Below are 17,312 nucleotides of genomic sequence, written 5' to 3'. Positions count from 1 at the left end.
AAAACGCGGTTCAGAGAGGCTACCTTGGCGAGCTGAATATTTCGGGATGTTTCAGGTTTATGTCCAGCCAGGCTCAACGCACTGCCGACACCACCTCCCGCCGCGCCGCGTTGACCCTGGCGTTGTGCCTGCCCAGCGACGTGTTGCTCTACCTGTTGCTGCCCATGGAATCCCAGGCCTTCGGCATCACCCTGGCCCAAGCCGGCGTGTTGCTGGCGGCCAACCGTCTGGTGCGGATTTTCGGCTACCGGCATGTGCTGAATTTCTATGCGCGCAACGGTGATCGCCTGACCTGCATGATCGCCGCCGGTGCCGCTACGCTGTGTGCCTTGGGCAACTCGGTGCTGTCCGGCTTCGCTGCGTTGCTCGGACTGCGGCTGGTGTGGGGCTTGTGTTTTGCCGCGTTGAACCTGTCGACCCAAGTATTGGCCACCGCTGAGCCGGAGGGTGCCGCACGTCGCGCCGGGCGCTCGCGGGCCTTGATCGCCTGGGGGCCAATGCTGGCGTTGCCGCTCGGTGGGTGGCTGACGCTGTGGGCCGGGCCGCGTCCGATCTTTGTGATACTCGCCGGTTGCTGCCTGGCAGGCCTGTGGATGGCGCGTGGTTTGCCCAGCGCCGGGCATGATTTGCACAGCACACCGGGGCGGCGCTTCAAGTGGCCGGACAGTGTGGCGCTGTGGTCGTTTATCGAGGGCGTGGCGCTGGATGGGCTGTTTATCTTTGGCCTGTCGATCCAGGCCCAGAAAATCCTCGGCGGCGACGCGGTGTTGATTGCTGGCGGCTTGATGGCCCTGCGCTATGTCTCGGAGATGCTTCTGAGCCCCCTGGGCGGTCGTGCGGCGCAGCGGTTCGGCGCCACCTCGATGTTGCTGCTGTTTTCGTTTCTGAGTGCCTTGGCCTTGAGCGCTTTCGGCAGTTACTGGGTGATTATCGGTGCGGCGGCGGTGCTGGTGCTGCGTGCGTTGCAACTGCCCTTGGTGACCACCTTGGTCGCCGAGCGCAACCCCGGTTCGATGCGGGTCTCGGCGCTGGCGTCGAATGCGGTCTGGCGCGACATCGGTGCGGGCCTGGGGCCGCTGCTGGCGGGTTTGCTTTTGCCGGTGGCCTCGGCGCCGCTGGTGTTTGGCGTGGCCGGGGCGGCGATTGCGGTGAGTGCGCTGTTCTGCTGGCGGGGCAGATGACTCAAGTGTTTTTGAAACCGTCCAGCCACGCCGGGTCGAAACGGGTCTGTTCGGTGTCGATTCCCAGCGCTCGCATCTTGGCTTGATGTGCATCCATTTCGCCGACCAGTTGCGCCTGGGCGCTGGAGTCGGCGTCCAGGGCATGCATCTGCGTCAGCCCCAGGTGGTAGAAACGCAGCACTTTCATGGCCGTCGGATCATTGGCCTGCACGTGTTCGGTGACCTTGTGCATCACATTGGTCACGCGCATCAGATTGCGCTTGAGCTGCCAGCCATACACCGCCGCAGCCAACCAGGACTGGGTCCAGAACGGGCCACGCACCAGGGCGACGGTGATCAGCACGCCAGCGAACACACCGCCGACATTGAAGCGAAAGTTATCGCCGCCGGCCTCGCCGAACAGCATCACTGCCAGGCTCGACAGCACCATGGCCAGGGTCAGGAACACCACGGCCACAATCAGCGTGCTGCGGCGGGTCTGTTGGCGGTAGACAGCGGGGTCGCAGGGTTTGAGCTCGAACATCCGGGTCAGGTCTCCAGGGCGGGAAGGGTGGGGCATCTTCTCATGGTCAGCGGTCAGCGGTGGGGCAATCAAGTTGAACCATGATCTGTGGCAGTTTCTCTAAATCGGTGAAGTCCCTCTGAGGTGAACGACCATGCCCGAATACAAGCAACCACCGCCCGGTACACCCGACCCTGACCGCACACCCGGTGAAGAAGAGCGCGACAACGATGCCTTGCGCCCCAATGATCCGAAAGAACGTGACGATCATGATGATGTGGAGCGCGTCGAAGAAGACCTAGAAAACCTCCACGACAAAGCTCGCCCGCTATAACAGGAGACCATGATGAACAAGCACTCGGATGGGCCCCCCTCCAACGAACACGCCAGCGGCAAGGATGAGCTGGGATTTGATCCAGACTCGCCGGATGTGGCTGACCCGCAGGTCGATCCGGTAGGTCCGGCCATCGCCCCGCTGGATAAAAAGGACAAGGACGAAGCGAAAAAAAAGCCGCCCTACGATCCGTTGGGCGACTTGAAGAAATAGCAGCGTTATCGGTAATCAGGCCCCGCCATCGAGCGGGGCCTTCGTTTATTTGGGTGGTGTCCAGCTGACATCAGTGATGCCGTACTTTTCAGCCCAGGGCCGGGTGGTTTTTTTCACCTGCTCGTGGCCAACGCGGCCGATACGGCTGACATGGGCAATGTCAGCATCGACCGCAGCCCAGTGCCAGGCTTCGGCGTTGTTCATCACCCCGGCGCGTACGACAAAGGACTTCGCTTGACCGTGCAGTTGGTAGTGGATGGTGTAGATTTTTGCGGTACTCATGTTGCCTCCCTGTCTTGTTATAAATGGAGGCTGAAGCGTTCAGAAAGGTTCATTCAAAATGACAACCTGCACACTGGCGCGGCATAGTGGCGCACTCTTCGTGTGCCCAAGGACTGTGCCATGCTCCGCCTGAACCATAGCCATCTGTACCTGCAACGCCTGGGTTACGATTCGCCGCCGCCGCCTACCCTGCAAACCCTCCAGGATCTGCAACTGCGACATGTGTGCACCTTCGCGTTTGAAAGCCTGTCGACCCTGCTGCACTTGCCGGTGCCGATAGACTTGCCGAGTGTCGAGCACAAAGTCCTGTTCGATGGGCGCGGCGGGTATTGCTATGAACTGAACCAGATGTTCCTGGCGCTGTTGCAGGAACTGGGCTTTGACGCGCGCGGCATTACCGGGCGGGTGGTTATGGGCGGGCTGCCGCAGGCGCGCACCGCACGCACCCACCGCCTGAGCCTGGTCACCCTGGACGGCGTGCGCTACATCACCGACGTCGGCTTTGGCGGCATGGTGCCCAGCAGCCCGTTGCTGTTGGACACGCAAGCCGTGCAGGCCACGGCCCATGAGCCGTATCGCCTGACACTCAATGAGCAGGAGGGCAGCTACACCTTATGGGCCCAGGTTGCAGGGGAGTGGCGTGGCTTGTATGTGTTCGACCTGCAAGTGCAGGCGGTCATCGATTACGAAATCGGCAACTGGTACGTCTCGACCCATCCGGGTTCGCCGTTCCTGGGCCAATTGAAAGTCGCACGGCTGGCAGCGGGCGAACGCCACACCTTGAACAACGCCCACTATGCGATTCACTACCTGGATCGACCGAGTGCCAAGCGCGTGATCCGCAGCAGCGAGGAGCTCCTGGACGTGCTGGGCACTGCCTTCGGGATTCGCGTGCCGGTTCACCCTCAGCTTGATTCAACCCTTGATGGCTTGGTAACGGCTGCACGCCAGGAGTCTTGACCTAGAGCCATCGCTGAACCGTTTTACCTCCAGGTGGGGGCAAATTTTTTCGAACCTTTGCTGCCAATTCGGGCTCAAAGCGCTGCCTGAATAATTTGCCCACCAGACAAGGAGATGTAAACGATGTCCAAACTATTCGGAAACTTCCTCAAAAATTCCTCACTGCTGGCGCTGGTCGCCGCTCCAGCCGTGGTGTTCGCCGCACCGTCCACTGACCCGATTTCTACCTTCGGGCTCCTGGGTAGCTACAACGACTTCAAGCTTGAGGGCGGTAGCCAAAGTGATAAAGACCACATGCCGGAGGCGGGCCTGTTCTACAACTTCGGTAACAAGCTCACGGCCGAATCGGGCTTTATTTACCAGGCCGGTATCGAAGCCAAGTACGGCAAGAAGAGCGACAACAAGCTCAAGGAAGGCCAGGCTGACCTCGACCTCGGCTGGCGTGCCGCGCTGGATGCACGCAACTTTGTCGACGTGATCGTGGGCGGCGGCTACAGCTGGACCCGTTACGAGCTGGACTCCAACGACAACGACCTGGAGCTCACCAACAAATCGCCATTCGCCAAGGCCGCCTTGGGTTACAACCATCAGTTCGACGACATGACCCTGCGCGTCGAAGCCGGTGCCCGCCGGACCCTCGATGGCCGCACCCGGATCAAGGTCGACGGCTTTGGCAGCGACACTGTGGACCTCAAGGACCGCACCAACCCGTATGCCGAAGTCAGCCTGCTGATGAACCAGAAGGGCGATCTGCCAGTGATGGCCGGGCTGTATTACACGCGCACCGAGTACAAGCTGGATGCCGACTCGGAAGTTGCCGATAACACTCGGCTCAAGCGGGATGAATACGGGGTCAAGGTAGGTATTGCGTTCTAAGGTAGTGCGTTTGAAAAAAAACGCCCCGATGTGGTTTCGGGGCGTTTTTTTTTGCCTGAGCGGTATCAGCTCAAGGCCGCCAGTTGCGCTACGGTTTCCGGGAAGCGCGCTACCAGGCGGATCAAGGTGGTGGCCTGTGCATTGGGCTTGGCCCGCCCTTGTTCCCAGTTTTCCAGCGTACGGGTATTGGTGCGCAGGTACAGGGCGAACACCGACCGTGAAAGGTTCAGTTGCTGGCGCACGGCGATGACTTCTTCGGCGGTCAGCGGCGCCAGTTTGTTGAGATGGACCTTGTGGGTACGCAGGGTGACTTTGCCCTGGCGTTCGTCCGCAAGCGCGTCGAAGCCTTCGACCAGTTCGGAAAAGATTTCACGTTTCATGATGTGTTCTCGCTTTGATTTCCCTGTCCAGCATCTGTTTTAGGGCTTTCTTGTGTTGTGGTGTCAGGTCGTCCTGTTCGTGTTTGCCGTACAGCGTGAATAACCAGAACTGCGTACCTCCCGACCACCAGTAGTAGATGACCCGCAGGCCACCGCGCCTGCCTTTGTTTCGCCGCTCATCAACGAAGCGGACCTTTCGCAGCCCACCTGTTCCTTCAATCACGTCGCCCGCTTGTGGATTCTTCATTAACTCCTGTTGAAAACCGTGGAAAAGCTCGTCGCTTAGATAGTCCTTGCGATGACGCTCGAAGGCTGGCAGTTCGATAAATAGAGCATCCATGTTCTGTACGTAGCCTGCGTATATTTTGGTGGCCCACTCGCTATGGGTCAAGTGACCCTGTTGTGGGAGTTTTCCTAAAACGCGACCACCATACGATTGCTTTTTATGGAGGGATGCCAGACGAGGAACTGGATAAGGAAGGAAATTTCTGTGAGTGGAGGAGGGTAAAGAACGCGTTTCCCGGAATGCAAAAACGGCGCCCGAAGGCGCCGTTTTGTTTACTGCATCAGCTATTCGATCAAACACCCAGTACCGCGTGCTGCACCAGGGTGAGCAGCGGTTGTGGGTACACGCCCAGGAAGAACGCGAGCAGGGCGATGGCCAGCAGCATCACGCCGCCTGCCTTCTGTTCCCAATGCAGCTCGGCATCCACACGACGCAGGTTGGGCTCGATCAGGTACAGGGTGACCATCACGCGCAGGTAGTAGAACACGCCGATGGCGCTACCCAGGACCAGGGATGCAACCAACCACCACTCGTGGGCTTCAACACCGGTGGCGACGATGTAGAACTTGCCGATAAAGCCCGCAGTCAGCGGGATCCCGGCGAGGGACAGCATCATCACGGTCAGTACGGCGGTCAGGTACGGACGGCGCCAGAACAGGCCGCGGTATTCGTACAGGGCGTCCGCGTCCCGGCCTTTGTAGGGCGACGACATCAAGGTGATAACGCCGAATGCACCGAGGCTGGTGATCACGTAGGTGACCAGGTACACGCCGATGGCTTCCACGGCCAGGCCTTTGCTCGCCACCAGGGCGATCAGCAGGTAGCCGAAGTGGGCGATGGACGAGTAACCCAGCAGACGCTTGAGGTTGTTCTGGGTCAGGGCCAGCAGGTTACCGAACAGGATCGACGCAATGGCGATCACGGTCAGCACGTTGCTCAGCACGCCGGTGTTGGCGGCAGGCGAGATCTGGAACAGACGCACCATCACCGCAAACACAGCGACCTTGGACGCCGTGGCCAGGAACGCAGCCACCGGCGCCGGGGCGCCTTCGTACACGTCCGGGGTCCACAGGTGGAACGGCACCAGGGACAGCTTGAACGCCAGGCCGATCAGCATCATCGCCAGGCCCAATTGGGCAATCGGCGCAGGGCTGTTGGTGGCGGCCAGGGCGTGGCCGATCCCGGTGAAGCTCAGGCTGCCGGCTTCGGCGTAGAGCAACGCCATACCGAACAACAGGAACGCGGAACCGGCGGCCGACAGCACCATGTACTTGATGCCGGCTTCCAGGGAACGCTTGTTGAAGAAGGCATAGGCCACCAGGCCGTAGGTCGGGATCGACAGCAGTTCCAGGCCGATGAACAGGCCCGCCAGGTGCTGTGCGCTGACCAGCACGATACCGCCGGCCGCAGCCAGCAGGATCAGCAGGTACAGCTCTTCGCGGTTGCCAGGGTAGCCGGTGCCGCCTTCGCCGAGATAGGCGTGGGCGAGGGTGACGCAGGCCAGGGTCGCGACCAGGATCAGCGCGATGTACAGCAGTGCGAAGTCATCGACCATCATCAATGGCGTGACCGCCAGTGGCGCGACCTTGAGGGCCGGGATGATCGACAGCAGGGCCAGGTTCAACCCGGCGCAGGACAGCAGGAACGTTTGCGAATGATTGCGGCGCCAGGCGATTGCCAGCATCACCGCCACAACGGTGAGGCTGGTAATCAGCAGCGGCGCAAGCGCGATAAAGTGTTGGATCGTGAATTCCATAGCGCTCTTACCGGGCCGAAGCGAGTTGAGAGAAGGCGGTGCCGAACCACTGCTGCACGCCATGCATCGTTGCGGCAGAAGTGTCCAGGAACGGTTGCGGGTACACGCCGATGTAGATCAGCAGTACCGCCAGGCCGAGCACCATGATCAGTTCGCGCGCATCCATCCCTTGCAGGACAGTGTCGGACTTGGCCGGGCCGAAGTAGGCGCGGTGGATCATGATCAGCGAGTAGACCGAACCGAATACCAGGCCGGAGGTGGCAATCGCACTGATCCACGGCGTTTGCACGAAGGCACCCATCAGGATCAGGAACTCGCCGATGAAGTTACCGGTACCCGGCAAGCCCAGGGACGCGGCAGCGAAGAACAGGCTGATCGCCGGCAGGTACGCAATGCGCGACCACACGCCACCCATTTCACGCATGTCACGGGTGTGCAGGCGCTCGTACAGCTGACCACTCAGGATAAAGAGTGCAGCGGCCGAAACACCGTGGGCCAGCATCTGGATCACCGCGCCTTGCAGCGCCAGTTGGCTGCCGGAGTAGATGCCGATCAGTACGAAACCCATGTGGGAAACGGACGAGAAGGCAATCAGACGCTTGATGTCGGTTTGCGCGAAGGCCAGGAACGCACCGTAGAAGATCCCGATCAGACCCAGGGTCATGGCAATCGGCGCGAATTCGGCCGAGGCATTCGGGAACAACGGCAAGGCGAAACGCAGCAGGCCGTAGGCAGCAGTTTTCAGCAGGATACCGGCCAGGTCCACGGAGCCGGCAGTTGGCGCCTGGGCGTGGGCGTCAGGCAGCCAGGAGTGGAACGGCACCACCGGCAGCTTCACCGCGAACGCGATGAAGAAGCCCAGCATCAGGATGTACTCGGTGGTCAGGGACATCTTGGTTTTCAACAGGTCGGCGTAGTTGAAGGTAATCACGCCCGTGCTGTTGAAGTTGACCAGTACCAGACCCAGGATCGCCACCAACATGATCAGGCCGGAAGCCTGGGTGAAGATGAAGAACTTGGTCGCCGCGTAGATCCGGGTTTTCTTGCCGTCCGAAGAACTGTGACCCCAGAGCGCGATGAGGAAGTACATCGGCACCAGCATCATTTCCCAGAAGAAGAAGAACATGAACAGGTCCAGCGCCAGGAACACGCCGACAACGCCGCCCAGGATCCACATCAGGTTCAGGTGGAAGAAGCCCACGTGACGCTGGATCTCTTTCCAGGAGCAGAGTACCGAGAGGATACCCAGCAGGCCGGTCAGCAGGATCATCAACAGCGACAGGCCGTCGAGGGCCAGGTGCACGTTGATGCCGAAGCGCTGGATCCATACGTGCTTGAATTCAAGCGCGAAAGTTGGATCGACACCCGGTGCCGGAGCAAATGAATAGTCACCGTGGGCCCACAGCCAGAGGCCGAGCGCGAGTTCCAGGGACATGGTCAGCAACGCGATCCAGCGGGGGAGGGTGGCGCCGAAGCGTTCACCCATCCAGCAGAGCAGGCCGCCGATAAAGGGGATCAGGATTAGCCAGGGCAGAATCATGACAGGCTCGTTTCCTTTCGCAGGTTTGCAAAGTTCGCAATGTACGCAATGTGCATGGACATAGTCAGACCGCCACGACAACGATGGCGCCGATCACCAGCACGGCACCGACCGCCATGGACGCGGCGTACCAGCGCAGTTGGCCGGTCTCGCTGCGGCTCAGGGCGGTGTGACCGGCCTTGGCGGCGCGCGGGATCAGACCGATAGTCTGGTCGAGCGGGTCTTTGCGCAGTACATGGCTGATGGCCAGGTAAGGCTTGACGAACAGTTTGTCGTAGATCCAGTCGAAGCCCCAGGCAGCGAACCACCAGGCCGACAGGAAGCGGCCGATGCCGCTATTGGCCACGGCGGTCACGAAACGACGCTTGCCGAGGAACAACAGGGCGGCCAGCAGGATACCCGCGATGGCGATGGCACCCGAGGCGATTTCCAGGCTGTGCTTGGCGGCGCCACCGGCATGGCCGGCGCTTTCCGGCAGTACACCGGCCAATGGTGGGGTGATCAGGGCGCCGATGAAGGTCGACAGCACGATCAGTACCGACAGTGGCAACCAGTGGGAGATGCCGTGGCCTGCGTGCGCTTCGGTCTTGGCTTCACCGTGGAACGTGATGAAGATCAGGCGGAACGTGTACAGCGAGGTCATGAACGCACCCACCAGGCCTGCGTACAGCAGGTTCTGGTTACCGCTGGCAAAGGCTTCCCAGAGGATTTCGTCCTTCGAATAGAAACCGGCGGTCACCAGCGGCAGGGCGGCCAGGGCGGCACCACCAACGATGAAGCTGGCGTAGGCCAACGGCAGTTTCTTCCACAGGCCGCCCATCTTGAAGATGTTCTGCTCGTGGTGGCAGGCCACGATCACCGCACCGGAGGCCAGGAACAGCAGGGCCTTGAAGAAGGCGTGGGTCATCAGGTGGAAGATCGCCGCGTCCCAGGCGCCGACGCCCAGGGCCAGGAACATGTAGCCGATCTGGCTCATGGTCGAGTAGGCGAGGATACGCTTGATGTCGGTCTGCACCAGCGCGGCAAAGCCGGCCAGTACCAGGGTCACGCCGCCGACTACGCCCACCAGGTGCAGGATGTCCGGCGCCAGGGTGAACAGGCCGTGGGTACGGGCGATCAGGTAGACACCGGCGGTTACCATGGTTGCCGCGTGGATCAGTGCGGAAACAGGGGTAGGACCGGCCATCGCATCCGCCAGCCAGGTTTGCAGTGGCAGTTGCGCGGATTTGCCGACAGCGCCGCCCAGCAGCATCAGGGTCGCCAGGGTGATCCAGAAGTCGCCGACCTGGAATTTCTGCGGCGCCAGCACCAGCAGTTCCTGGATGTTCAGCGTGCCCACCTGTTGGAACAGGATGAACAGGCCGATGGCCATGAACACGTCGCCGATCCGGGTAACGATGAATGCCTTGAGTGCCGCGTTACCGTTGTTGCGGTTGCTGTAGTAGAAACCGATCAACAGGTAGGAGCACAGGCCCACGCCTTCCCAGCCGAAGTACAGGAACAACAGGTTATCGCCGAGCACCAGGAACAGCATGCTGGCGATAAACAGGTTGGTGTACGAGAAGAAGCGCGAGTAGCCCGCTTCGCCGCGCATGTACCAGGACGCGAACAGGTGGATCAGGAAGCCGACACCCACCACCACGCCGAGCATGGTGATCGACAGGCCATCGACGTAGAGGGCGAAGTTGGGCTTGAAGCCCTCCACCGACATCCACTGCCAAAGCACCAGGGTGTAATGGCCGCCTTCCGGTGGCGCGACGTTGAATTGCCAGATCACGTAGGCGGTCACGATGGCCGACAGGCCAATGGAACCCACGCCGATCAAGGCCGAGAGGTTTTCCGACCAGCGTCCACGGGAGAACGACAGCAGCAGGAAACCGATCAGGGGAAATACGAAAGTCAGAAAGATCATGTTCATCCGCGCATCTCACTGGCAGCGTCGATATCAAGCGTGTGGAAGCGACGATACAGTTGCAGCAGGATCGCCAGGCCAATACTGGCTTCGGCGGCTGCCAGGCTGATCACCAGGATGAACATGACTTGTCCATCCGGCTGGCCCCAACGTGCGCCCGCCACGATAAATGCCAGTGCAGCGGCGTTCATCATGATTTCCAGGCTCATCAACACGAACAGAATGTTACGGCGAACCATCAGGCCGACCAGGCCAAGGCAGAACAGGATGCCGGCGACCGCCAGACCATGCTCCAAAGGGATAGCAGGCATCGTCATTGCTCCTTGGCTTCGTTGCGGCCCAAGTGGAAGGCGGTGATGGCTGCCGCGAGCAGCAGCATCGAAGCCAGTTCGACCACCAGCAGGTACGGGCCGAACAGGCTGATGCCCACGGCTTTCGCGTCTACGGTGGTGTGGCCGATGGCCTGGCCGCTCTGGTGCGCGAACAGCACATACAGCAGTTCACCCAGCAGCAGGGCTGCGAGGACAACCGGGCCGAGCCAGATGCCGGGCTTGAGCCAGACACGTTCCTGGGCGACCGAAGCCGGACCCAGGTTGAGCATCATCACCACAAACACGAACAGCACCATGATGGCGCCGGCGTAGGCGATCACTTCCAGGACACCGGCGAACGGTGCGCCGAGGCTGAAGAAGGTCATGGCCACGGCAATCAGCGAAATGATCAGGTAGAGCAGGGCGTGCACGGGGTTGGTGTTGGTGATCACGCGAAGCGTGGACACCACTGCAATACCCGACGCGAAATAGAAAGCGAATTCCATCTTTCTTCCTTAAGGCAGCAAGCTCTTCACGTTGATCGGCTCGGCTTCGTTTTGTGCGGCGCCTTTCGGCTTCCCGGCAACGGCCATACCTGCAACACGATAGAAGTTGTAATCAGGGTTTTTACCGGGACCAGAGATCAGCAGATCTTCTTTCTCGTACACCAGGTCCTGACGTTTGAACTCGGCCATCTCGAAATCCGGGGTCAGCTGGATCGCGGTGGTCGGGCAAGCTTCCTCGCAGAGGCCGCAGAAAATGCAGCGCGAGAAGTTGATGCGGAAGAAGTCCGGGTACCAGCGACCGTCTTCGGTTTCAGCTTTCTGCAGGGAGATGCAACCCACCGGGCACGCTACGGCGCACAGGTTGCAGGCTACGCAACGCTCTTCGCCGTCGGGGTCGCGGGTCAGTACGATGCGGCCGCGATAGCGCGGCGGCAGGTACACCGCTTCTTCGGGGTATTGCAGGGTGTCGCGTTTGCGAAAGCCGTGACCGAACACCATCACCAGGCTTCGCAACTGGGTACCGGTACCCTTAACGATGTCGCCAATATATTTGAACATGGGTCAAATCCTCACTGAACCGCGGCAGCTGGCGTGTTCAACAACACGACGGCAGCCGTCACCAGCAAATTGATCAGGGTCAGCGGCAGGCAGAATCTCCAGCTGAAATCCATCACCTGGTCATAACGCGGGCGCGGAATCGAGGCGCGCAGCAGGATGAACAGCATGATGAAGAACGCGGTCTTCAGGAAGAACCAGAAGAAGGCCAACTGCGGCAGGATGCCAAACGGACCGTGCCAGCCGCCGAAGAACAGCGTCACCAGCAGGGCCGAGATCAAGATGATGCCGATGTACTCACCAACGAAGAACATGCCCCACTTCATACCGGCATATTCAATGTGGTAACCGTCGGCCAGTTCCTGTTCCGCTTCCGGCTGGTCGAACGGGTGACGGTGAGTCACGGCCACGCCAGCGATGAAGAAGGTGCAGAAGCCGAAGAACTGCGGAATGATGAACCACAGGTTCTGCGCCTGGTACTCGACGATGTCGCGCATGTTGAACGAGCCAACCTGCACCACGATGCCCATCAGTGCCAACCCCATGAACACTTCATAGGATACGGTTTGCGCCGAAGCACGCAAGCTGCCCAGCAGGGCGAACTTGTTGTTGCTCGACCAACCGGCGAACAGCACCGCGTAGACCGACAGGCCGGCCATGGCGAAGAAGAACAGCAAGCCGATGTTCAAGTCCGCCACGCCCCAGGTCGGGGTGATCGGGATGATCGCGAAGGCGATCAGCAAGGCGCTCATGGCCACGACCGGTGCCAGGGTGAAGATCACCTTGTCGGCAAACGGCGGGGTCCAGTCTTCCTTGAAGAACATTTTCAGCATGTCGGCGGCAATCTGGAACATGCCGAATGGGCCAACGCGGTTCGGACCGTAACGGTCCTGCCACCAGCCCAGCAGGCGACGTTCGACGAAGCTGAGCAGGGCGCCCGCCACGACCACGGCCAACAGGATCACGATGGCCTTGACCACCGAAATGATCACGTCAATTACTTCCGGCGTGAACCAAGTCATTGCGCTGCCTCCTGCAGACCGTCAACGGTTTTGCCGAAGATCGCAGGCGGAATGCCGGCGAGGCCTTTAGGCAGTGCAACCAGGCCAGCCCCCAACTCCTCATTGATGCGCAGCGGCAGACGCAGGGTCTGGCCGGCCACGGTCACGCTGAGCAGGGCGCCGTCGTTGACGCCGAGGCGGTCGGCTTCGGACTTGGCCACCGAGACGTAGGCTTGCGGAATGCGGCTTTGCACCGGCGCGGCCTTGGAAGAGTTCTCTTCGCTGCCGAACAGGTGGAAGAACGGCACAACCTGCCAGGTGCCCTGGGCCGGGTTGAACGGACGCGGTACGCCAGCGAACCAATTCAGCGAATCACCGGTGCTTTCGATCAGGCGGGTGCCCGGGTCGCCAGCGCGGATGTGACCACCGACTTCGTCCTGGAACTTGTTCCATGCTTGCGGCGAGTTCCAGCCCGGCGACCAGGCGAACGGCACCTGTTGACGGGGCTCGACCGAACCCGAGTAACCTTCCATGGAGAAGGCGAACGCGGTGTCGTTGTCTTGCGGCGTACGCGGTTCGTGCACGCTGATGTCGGCGCGCATGGCGGTACGACCGGAGTAACGCAGCGGTTCACGGGCCAGTTTCATGCCCTTGATGCGGAACGCGGCGGACGGCGCAGCGTCGACAATCCGTGCCAACTGCGGTGCGCTGGAAGCGACGGCGGCGGTCACGTGGTCGAGCTGGGTCCAGTCGATCGGCTGGTTCAGCAGGGTCGCGCGCAGGGCATGCAGCCAGCGCCAGCCTTCGTGAACCAGGATGCTGGCGTCCATGTATTTCGGATCGAACACCTGGAAGAAGCGCTGGGCACGGCCTTCCTGGCTGACCAGGGTGCCGTCACCTTCGGCGAAGCTCGCCGCTGGCAGTACCAGCTGAGCGCGGTCGCTGGTGGCGGTCTTCTGGTGGTCGGCCACGATCAGCACTTTGGCGGCGTTCAGCGCAGCGTCAACCTTGGCGGCATCGGTGCGGGTATACAGGTCGTTTTCCAGCACCACGATGGCGTCGGCGTTGCCGTCGATCACTGCTTGCAGCGCAGCGTCCACGGACTCGCCACCGAGCATGGCAAGGCCGAGGCTGTTGGCTTCCGGCACCACCAGGCTGATGGAGCCGTTCTTGTCGCGCAGCTTCAAGGCCTTGGCGATGTTGGCAGCGGCTTCGATCAGCGCTTTGGAACCCAATGAGGTGCCGGCAATGATCAACGGGCGCTTGGCGGCGAGCAGGGCGTCGGCGATGCGCTGGGCCAGTTCAACGGCTTCAGCGTCCAGGCCTTCGACGGCAGGCGCGCTGGCGTCGAGGGCGTGGGCGACGGCGAAGCCGATACGGGCCAGGTCGTCGGGCGCTGCGTGGACGCATTCTTCGGCGATGTCGTCGAGCTTGGTTTCAGCGATGCTGGCGATAAACAGCGGGTTCAGTGCGTGCTGGCCGATGTTTTTCACGGCGGCGTCGAGCCACGGCTGTACGCGCATGGCGTCGGCCATCTCTTCAGCCTTGCCCTTGACCGACTGACGCAGGGACAGGGCCACGCGGGCGGCGGTCTGGGTCAGGTCTTCACCGAGCACGAAGATCGCATCGTGGTCTTCGATGTCACGCATGTTTGGCACAGGCAGCGGGCTGTCGTTCAGCACTTGCAGGACCAGGCGGATGCGTTCCAGCTCACCGGCTTCGATGCCGCTGTAGAAGTGTTCGGCACCCACCAGCTCGCGCAACGCGTAGTTGCTTTCGAGGCTGGCGCGGGGCGAACCGATACCGACGATATTGCGGCCGCGCAGCAGGTCGGCGGCTTTATCCAGCGCCTCGTCCAGGCTCAGCTTGGCGCCATCGGCCAGCAGCGGTTGGCGCGGGCGATCCTTGCGGTTGACGTAGCCGTAGCCGAAACGGCCACGGTCGCACAGAAAGTACTGGTTGACCGAACCGTTGAAGCGGTTTTCGATGCGACGCAGTTCACCGTAGCGCTCTCCGGGCGAGATGTTGCAACCGCTGGAGCAGCCATGGCAGATGCTCGGCGCGAATTGCATGTCCCACTTGCGGTTGTAGCGCTCGGAGTGGGTCTTGTCGGTGAACACACCGGTCGGGCAGACCTCGGTGAGGTTGCCGGAGAACTCGCTTTCGAGCACGCCGTCTTCAACGCGACCGAAGTACACGTTGTCGTGGGCGCCGAAGACGCCCAGGTCGGTGCCGCCTGCGTAGTCTTTATAGAAACGCACGCAGCGGTAGCAGGCGATGCAGCGGTTCATTTCGTGGGAAATGAACGGGCCGAGGTCCTGGTTCTGGTGGGTACGCTTGGTGAAGCGATAACGGCGCTCGTTGTGGCCGGTCATCACCGTCATGTCTTGCAGGTGGCAGTGACCGCCTTCCTCACAGACTGGGCAGTCGTGGGGGTGGTTGGTCATCAGCCACTCGACGACACTGGCGCGGAACGCCTTGGATTCTTCATCTTCGATGGAGATCCAGGTGTTGTCGGTGGCTGGGGTCATGCAGGACATGACGATGCGACCACGGGTGTCGTTCTCGTCGGTGTATTGCTTGACCGCACACTGGCGACAGGCACCGACGCTACCGAGCGCGGGGTGCCAGCAGAAATACGGGATGTCGAGGCCTAGTGAGAGACATGCCTGTAACAGGTTGTCTGCCCCATCGACTTCGAGCGCTTTGCCGTCTACGTGGATAGTGGCCATGGTTCAAAGTTCTTCGTTGGCCCGTTGTCAGCGGGCGTGGCTAATGGAATCTTGTTATTCATGTGCATCTACACAGCCTTCAAGGCGTCAGCACATGAGAAGGCGAAGGGCACGGACCCTTCGCCTTTTAAAGCGTTACGCGCCGACTACGATCGGCCTTGCCAGAGGCGGGACGGCGGCGCTGGTAGGCGCGATGCCGGCTTCGAACTCCGAGCGGAAGTATTTGATTGCGCTGCCCAATGGCTCCACGGCGCCCGGTGCGTGAGCACAGAAGGTCTTGCCAGGGCCGAGGAAACCGACCAGGCCCAGCAGGGTTTCGATGTCACCCTCGCGGCCTTCGCCATTTTCCAACGCCATCAGCAATTTCACGCTCCACGGCAGGCCGTCGCGGCACGGGGTGCAGAAGCCGCAGGATTCACGGGCAAAGAACTGCTCCATGTTGCGCAGCAGCGAGACCATGTTCACGGTGTTGTCCACCGCCATCGCCAGGCCAGTACCCATCCGGGTGCCGACCTTGCCGATGCCGCCGGCATACATCTGTGCGTCGAGGTGCTCGGGGAGCAGGAAACCGGTACCGGCGCCGCCTGGCTGCCAGGCTTTCAGGGTATAGCCGTCGCGCATGCCGCCGGCGTAGTCCTCGAACAGCTCGCGGGCGGTCACGCCGAACGGCAGCTCCCACAGGCCAGGGTTCTTGACCTTGCCGGAGAAGCCCATGAGCTTGGTGCCCATGTCTTCGCTGCCTTCACGGGCCAACGATTTGTACCAGTCCACACCGTCGGCGATGATCGCCGGCACGTTGCACAGGGTCTCGACGTTGTTCACGCAGGTCGGCTTGCCCCACACGCCCACGGCGGCAGGGAAGGGCGGCTTGGAGCGCGGGTTGGCGCGGCGGCCTTCGAGGGAGTTGATCAGCGCGGTTTCTTCACCGCAGATATAACGTCCGGCGCCGGTGTGCACGAACAGTTCGAAGTCAAAACCGGAACCGAGGATGTTCTTGCCCAACAGGCCGGCAGCCTTGGCTTCTGCCACGGCACGGTTGAGGTGCTTGGCGGCGGTGGTGTATTCGCCACGCAGGAAGATATAGCCCCGGTAAGTCTTGAGTGCACGGGCGCTGATCAGCATGCCTTCGATCAGCAGATGGGGCAGTTGCTCCATCAGCATGCGGTCTTTCCAGGTGTTCGGCTCCATTTCATCCGCGTTGCACAGCAGGTAGCGGATGTTGATGGATTCGTCCTTGGGCATCAGGCCCCACTTCACGCCCGTGGGGAAGCCTGCACCGCCGCGGCCCTTGAGGCCGGCGTCTTTCACGGTCTGGACGATGTCGTCCTGGGCCATGTCGGCGAAGGCTTTGCGCGCGGCGGCGTAACCGTTCTTGGCCTGGTACTCGTCGAGCCAGACCGGCTCGGCGTCGTCACGCAGGCGCCAGGTCAGCGGATGGGTCTCGGGCGAACGCTTGATCAGGTTGGCCGGGCCGAAAGATGTAAGGGTCATGGGTAGCCCTCCAGCAATTGGGTCACGCCGGATGCTTGCACGTCACCGAATGTGTCGTCGTCGATCATCAACGCCGGCGCCTTGTCGCAGTTGCCCAGGCAGCACACCGGCAGCAGCGTGAAGCGGCCGTCGGCGGTGGTCTGGCCGAGGCCGATGCCCAGCTTGCCCTGGATCGCGTCGACCACCGATTCGTGGCCGCCGATGTAGCACACCATGCTGTCGCATACGCGAATGATGTGGCGGCCCACCGGCTGACGGAAGATCTGGCTGTAGAACGTTGCCACCCCTTCAACGTCGCTGGCGGGGATGCCGAGGATCTCGCCGATGGCGTAGAGGGCGCCGTCCGGCACCCAGCCACGTTCCTTCTGGACGATCTTCAAGGCTTCGATCGACGCCGCGCGCGGGTCTTCGTAGTGATGCAGCTCGTGCTCGATGGCCGAGCGCTCGGTTTCACTCAAGGTGAAACGGTCTGTCTGGATAAGCGTGCTGTTCAT

General features: G+C 61.4%; 19 protein-coding genes. 5 read left to right on the top strand and 14 right to left on the bottom strand.

The window, feature by feature from the left end; translation table 11 throughout:
- Positions 1-59 precede the first annotated feature (59 nt).
- Complete coding sequence (locus DNK50_RS19715) at positions 60-1,181, top strand: MFS transporter (RefSeq protein WP_112195912.1); 1,122 nt, start codon at positions 60-62, stop codon at positions 1,179-1,181.
- Between the two features lies 1 nt (position 1,182).
- Here DNK50_RS19715 and DNK50_RS19710 read toward each other — a convergent pair whose 3' ends face one another.
- Positions 1,183-1,704, bottom strand: a complete 522-nt coding sequence (locus tag DNK50_RS19710) for a DUF3087 family protein (RefSeq protein ID WP_112195910.1) — start codon at positions 1,702-1,704, stop codon at positions 1,183-1,185.
- A 133-nt stretch (positions 1,705-1,837) separates the two neighbouring features.
- Here DNK50_RS19710 and DNK50_RS19705 point away from each other — a divergent pair, with 133 nt between their 5' ends.
- Together DNK50_RS19705 and DNK50_RS19700 are read left to right on the top strand one after the other, a co-directional pair.
- Positions 1,838-2,017, top strand: coding sequence for a hypothetical protein (locus tag DNK50_RS19705; RefSeq protein WP_032889724.1), 180 nt, complete (start codon positions 1,838-1,840; stop codon positions 2,015-2,017).
- 12 nt (positions 2,018-2,029) lie between these two features.
- Positions 2,030-2,230, top strand: coding sequence for a DUF6021 family protein (locus DNK50_RS19700; RefSeq protein WP_099587026.1), 201 nt, complete (start codon positions 2,030-2,032; stop codon positions 2,228-2,230).
- Positions 2,231-2,275: 45 nt separating this feature from the next.
- Here the strand turns inward: DNK50_RS19700 and DNK50_RS19695 are convergent, their stop codons facing one another.
- On the bottom strand, positions 2,276-2,512 hold the full coding sequence (locus tag DNK50_RS19695) for a DUF6555 family protein (RefSeq protein ID WP_099587025.1): 237 nt from the start codon (positions 2,510-2,512) through the stop codon (positions 2,276-2,278).
- A gap of 120 nt (positions 2,513-2,632) precedes the next feature.
- Here DNK50_RS19695 and DNK50_RS19690 point away from each other — a divergent pair, with 120 nt between their 5' ends.
- Positions 2,633-3,472 (top strand): arylamine N-acetyltransferase, encoded by an 840-nt coding sequence (locus tag DNK50_RS19690; RefSeq protein WP_112195908.1) that lies wholly within the window; start codon positions 2,633-2,635, stop codon positions 3,470-3,472.
- Positions 3,473-3,595: 123 nt separating this feature from the next.
- Positions 3,596-4,348: an outer membrane beta-barrel protein gene (locus DNK50_RS19685; RefSeq protein WP_099587023.1), complete on the top strand. Its 753-nt coding sequence runs from the start codon at positions 3,596-3,598 to the stop codon at positions 4,346-4,348.
- A gap of 65 nt (positions 4,349-4,413) precedes the next feature.
- On the opposite strand, the gene DNK50_RS19680 is transcribed toward DNK50_RS19685, so the two are convergent.
- From DNK50_RS19680 to nuoE, 12 genes are all read right to left on the bottom strand, one after another.
- Positions 4,414-4,728 (bottom strand): DNA-binding transcriptional regulator, encoded by a 315-nt coding sequence (locus tag DNK50_RS19680; protein WP_099587022.1) that lies wholly within the window; start codon positions 4,726-4,728, stop codon positions 4,414-4,416.
- Positions 4,718-5,068 carry a toxin gene (locus tag DNK50_RS19675; protein WP_112196970.1) on the bottom strand — a complete coding sequence of 117 codons (351 nt, stop codon included), beginning with the start codon at positions 5,066-5,068 and terminating at the stop codon, positions 4,718-4,720. The genes DNK50_RS19680 and DNK50_RS19675 overlap by 11 nt, the downstream gene beginning before the upstream one ends.
- 238 nt (positions 5,069-5,306) lie before the next feature.
- The gene (nuoN, locus tag DNK50_RS19670) at positions 5,307-6,770 is read right to left on the bottom strand and encodes an NADH-quinone oxidoreductase subunit NuoN (RefSeq protein ID WP_099587021.1); all 1,464 of its coding nucleotides are present in this window, start codon (positions 6,768-6,770) and stop codon (positions 5,307-5,309) included.
- A 7-nt stretch (positions 6,771-6,777) separates the two neighbouring features.
- Positions 6,778-8,310, bottom strand: coding sequence for an NADH-quinone oxidoreductase subunit M (gene nuoM, locus DNK50_RS19665; RefSeq protein WP_003232072.1), 1,533 nt, complete (start codon positions 8,308-8,310; stop codon positions 6,778-6,780).
- A gap of 64 nt (positions 8,311-8,374) precedes the next feature.
- On the bottom strand, positions 8,375-10,228 hold the full coding sequence (gene nuoL, locus DNK50_RS19660) for an NADH-quinone oxidoreductase subunit L (protein ID WP_099587020.1): 1,854 nt from the start codon (positions 10,226-10,228) through the stop codon (positions 8,375-8,377).
- Positions 10,225-10,533 carry an NADH-quinone oxidoreductase subunit NuoK gene (nuoK, locus tag DNK50_RS19655; RefSeq protein ID WP_003174727.1) on the bottom strand — a complete coding sequence of 103 codons (309 nt, stop codon included), beginning with the start codon at positions 10,531-10,533 and terminating at the stop codon, positions 10,225-10,227. The genes nuoL and nuoK overlap by 4 nt, the downstream gene beginning before the upstream one ends.
- Before the next feature lie 2 nt (positions 10,534-10,535).
- Positions 10,536-11,039, bottom strand: a complete 504-nt coding sequence (nuoJ, locus tag DNK50_RS19650) for an NADH-quinone oxidoreductase subunit J (protein WP_003174726.1) — start codon at positions 11,037-11,039, stop codon at positions 10,536-10,538.
- A 9-nt stretch (positions 11,040-11,048) separates the two neighbouring features.
- Positions 11,049-11,597, bottom strand: coding sequence for an NADH-quinone oxidoreductase subunit NuoI (gene nuoI, locus DNK50_RS19645; RefSeq protein ID WP_003174725.1), 549 nt, complete (start codon positions 11,595-11,597; stop codon positions 11,049-11,051).
- A gap of 11 nt (positions 11,598-11,608) precedes the next feature.
- A complete protein-coding gene (gene nuoH, locus DNK50_RS19640) occupies positions 11,609-12,616 on the bottom strand; it encodes an NADH-quinone oxidoreductase subunit NuoH (protein ID WP_003174724.1) in 1,008 nt (335 codons plus the stop codon).
- On the bottom strand, positions 12,613-15,327 hold the full coding sequence (gene nuoG, locus DNK50_RS19635; RefSeq protein WP_112195906.1) for an NADH-quinone oxidoreductase subunit NuoG: 2,715 nt from the start codon (positions 15,325-15,327) through the stop codon (positions 12,613-12,615). The genes nuoH and nuoG overlap by 4 nt, the downstream gene beginning before the upstream one ends.
- Positions 15,328-15,462: 135 nt before the next feature.
- Positions 15,463-16,818 (bottom strand): NADH-quinone oxidoreductase subunit NuoF, encoded by a 1,356-nt coding sequence (gene nuoF / locus DNK50_RS19630; RefSeq protein ID WP_099587018.1) that lies wholly within the window; start codon positions 16,816-16,818, stop codon positions 15,463-15,465.
- Positions 16,815-17,312: an NADH-quinone oxidoreductase subunit NuoE gene (gene nuoE / locus DNK50_RS19625; RefSeq protein ID WP_099587017.1), complete on the bottom strand. Its 498-nt coding sequence runs from the start codon at positions 17,310-17,312 to the stop codon at positions 16,815-16,817. Before nuoE ends, nuoF begins: the two co-directional genes overlap by 4 nt.

It is taken from the genome of Pseudomonas sp. LG1E9 (assembly GCF_003290225.1).
Taxonomy (GTDB): domain Bacteria; phylum Pseudomonadota; class Gammaproteobacteria; order Pseudomonadales; family Pseudomonadaceae; genus Aquipseudomonas; species Aquipseudomonas cyclaminis.
The sequence above is the reverse complement of the archived record's forward strand: the minus strand, read 5'-3'. Positions and strand labels throughout refer to the sequence as shown.

Excerpts from the sequence above, each read along its gene's own strand:
- DNK50_RS19715 (WP_112195912.1), top strand. The coding sequence starts at position 60 with ATGTCCAGCCAGGCTCAACGCACTGCCGACACCACCTCCCGCCGCGCC.
- DNK50_RS19710 (WP_112195910.1), bottom strand. The coding sequence starts at position 1,704 with ATGTTCGAGCTCAAACCCTGCGACCCCGCTGTCTACCGCCAACAGACC.
- DNK50_RS19705 (WP_032889724.1), top strand. The coding sequence starts at position 1,838 with ATGCCCGAATACAAGCAACCACCGCCCGGTACACCCGACCCTGACCGC.
- DNK50_RS19700 (WP_099587026.1), top strand. The coding sequence starts at position 2,030 with ATGAACAAGCACTCGGATGGGCCCCCCTCCAACGAACACGCCAGCGGC.
- DNK50_RS19695 (WP_099587025.1), bottom strand. The coding sequence starts at position 2,512 with ATGAGTACCGCAAAAATCTACACCATCCACTACCAACTGCACGGTCAA.
- DNK50_RS19690 (WP_112195908.1), top strand. The coding sequence starts at position 2,633 with ATGCTCCGCCTGAACCATAGCCATCTGTACCTGCAACGCCTGGGTTAC.
- DNK50_RS19685 (WP_099587023.1), top strand. The coding sequence starts at position 3,596 with ATGTCCAAACTATTCGGAAACTTCCTCAAAAATTCCTCACTGCTGGCG.
- DNK50_RS19680 (WP_099587022.1), bottom strand. The coding sequence starts at position 4,728 with ATGAAACGTGAAATCTTTTCCGAACTGGTCGAAGGCTTCGACGCGCTT.
- DNK50_RS19675 (WP_112196970.1), bottom strand. The coding sequence starts at position 5,068 with ATGGATGCTCTATTTATCGAACTGCCAGCCTTCGAGCGTCATCGCAAG.
- nuoN (WP_099587021.1), bottom strand. The coding sequence starts at position 6,770 with ATGGAATTCACGATCCAACACTTTATCGCGCTTGCGCCGCTGCTGATT.
- nuoM (WP_003232072.1), bottom strand. The coding sequence starts at position 8,310 with ATGATTCTGCCCTGGCTAATCCTGATCCCCTTTATCGGCGGCCTGCTC.
- nuoL (WP_099587020.1), bottom strand. The coding sequence starts at position 10,228 with ATGAACATGATCTTTCTGACTTTCGTATTTCCCCTGATCGGTTTCCTG.
- nuoK (WP_003174727.1), bottom strand. The coding sequence starts at position 10,533 with ATGCCTGCTATCCCTTTGGAGCATGGTCTGGCGGTCGCCGGCATCCTG.
- nuoJ (WP_003174726.1), bottom strand. The coding sequence starts at position 11,039 with ATGGAATTCGCTTTCTATTTCGCGTCGGGTATTGCAGTGGTGTCCACG.
- nuoI (WP_003174725.1), bottom strand. The coding sequence starts at position 11,597 with ATGTTCAAATATATTGGCGACATCGTTAAGGGTACCGGTACCCAGTTG.
- nuoH (WP_003174724.1), bottom strand. The coding sequence starts at position 12,616 with ATGACTTGGTTCACGCCGGAAGTAATTGACGTGATCATTTCGGTGGTC.
- nuoG (WP_112195906.1), bottom strand. The coding sequence starts at position 15,327 with ATGGCCACTATCCACGTAGACGGCAAAGCGCTCGAAGTCGATGGGGCA.
- nuoF (WP_099587018.1), bottom strand. The coding sequence starts at position 16,818 with ATGACCCTTACATCTTTCGGCCCGGCCAACCTGATCAAGCGTTCGCCC.
- nuoE (WP_099587017.1), bottom strand. The coding sequence starts at position 17,312 with ATGAACAGCACGCTTATCCAGACAGACCGTTTCACCTTGAGTGAAACC.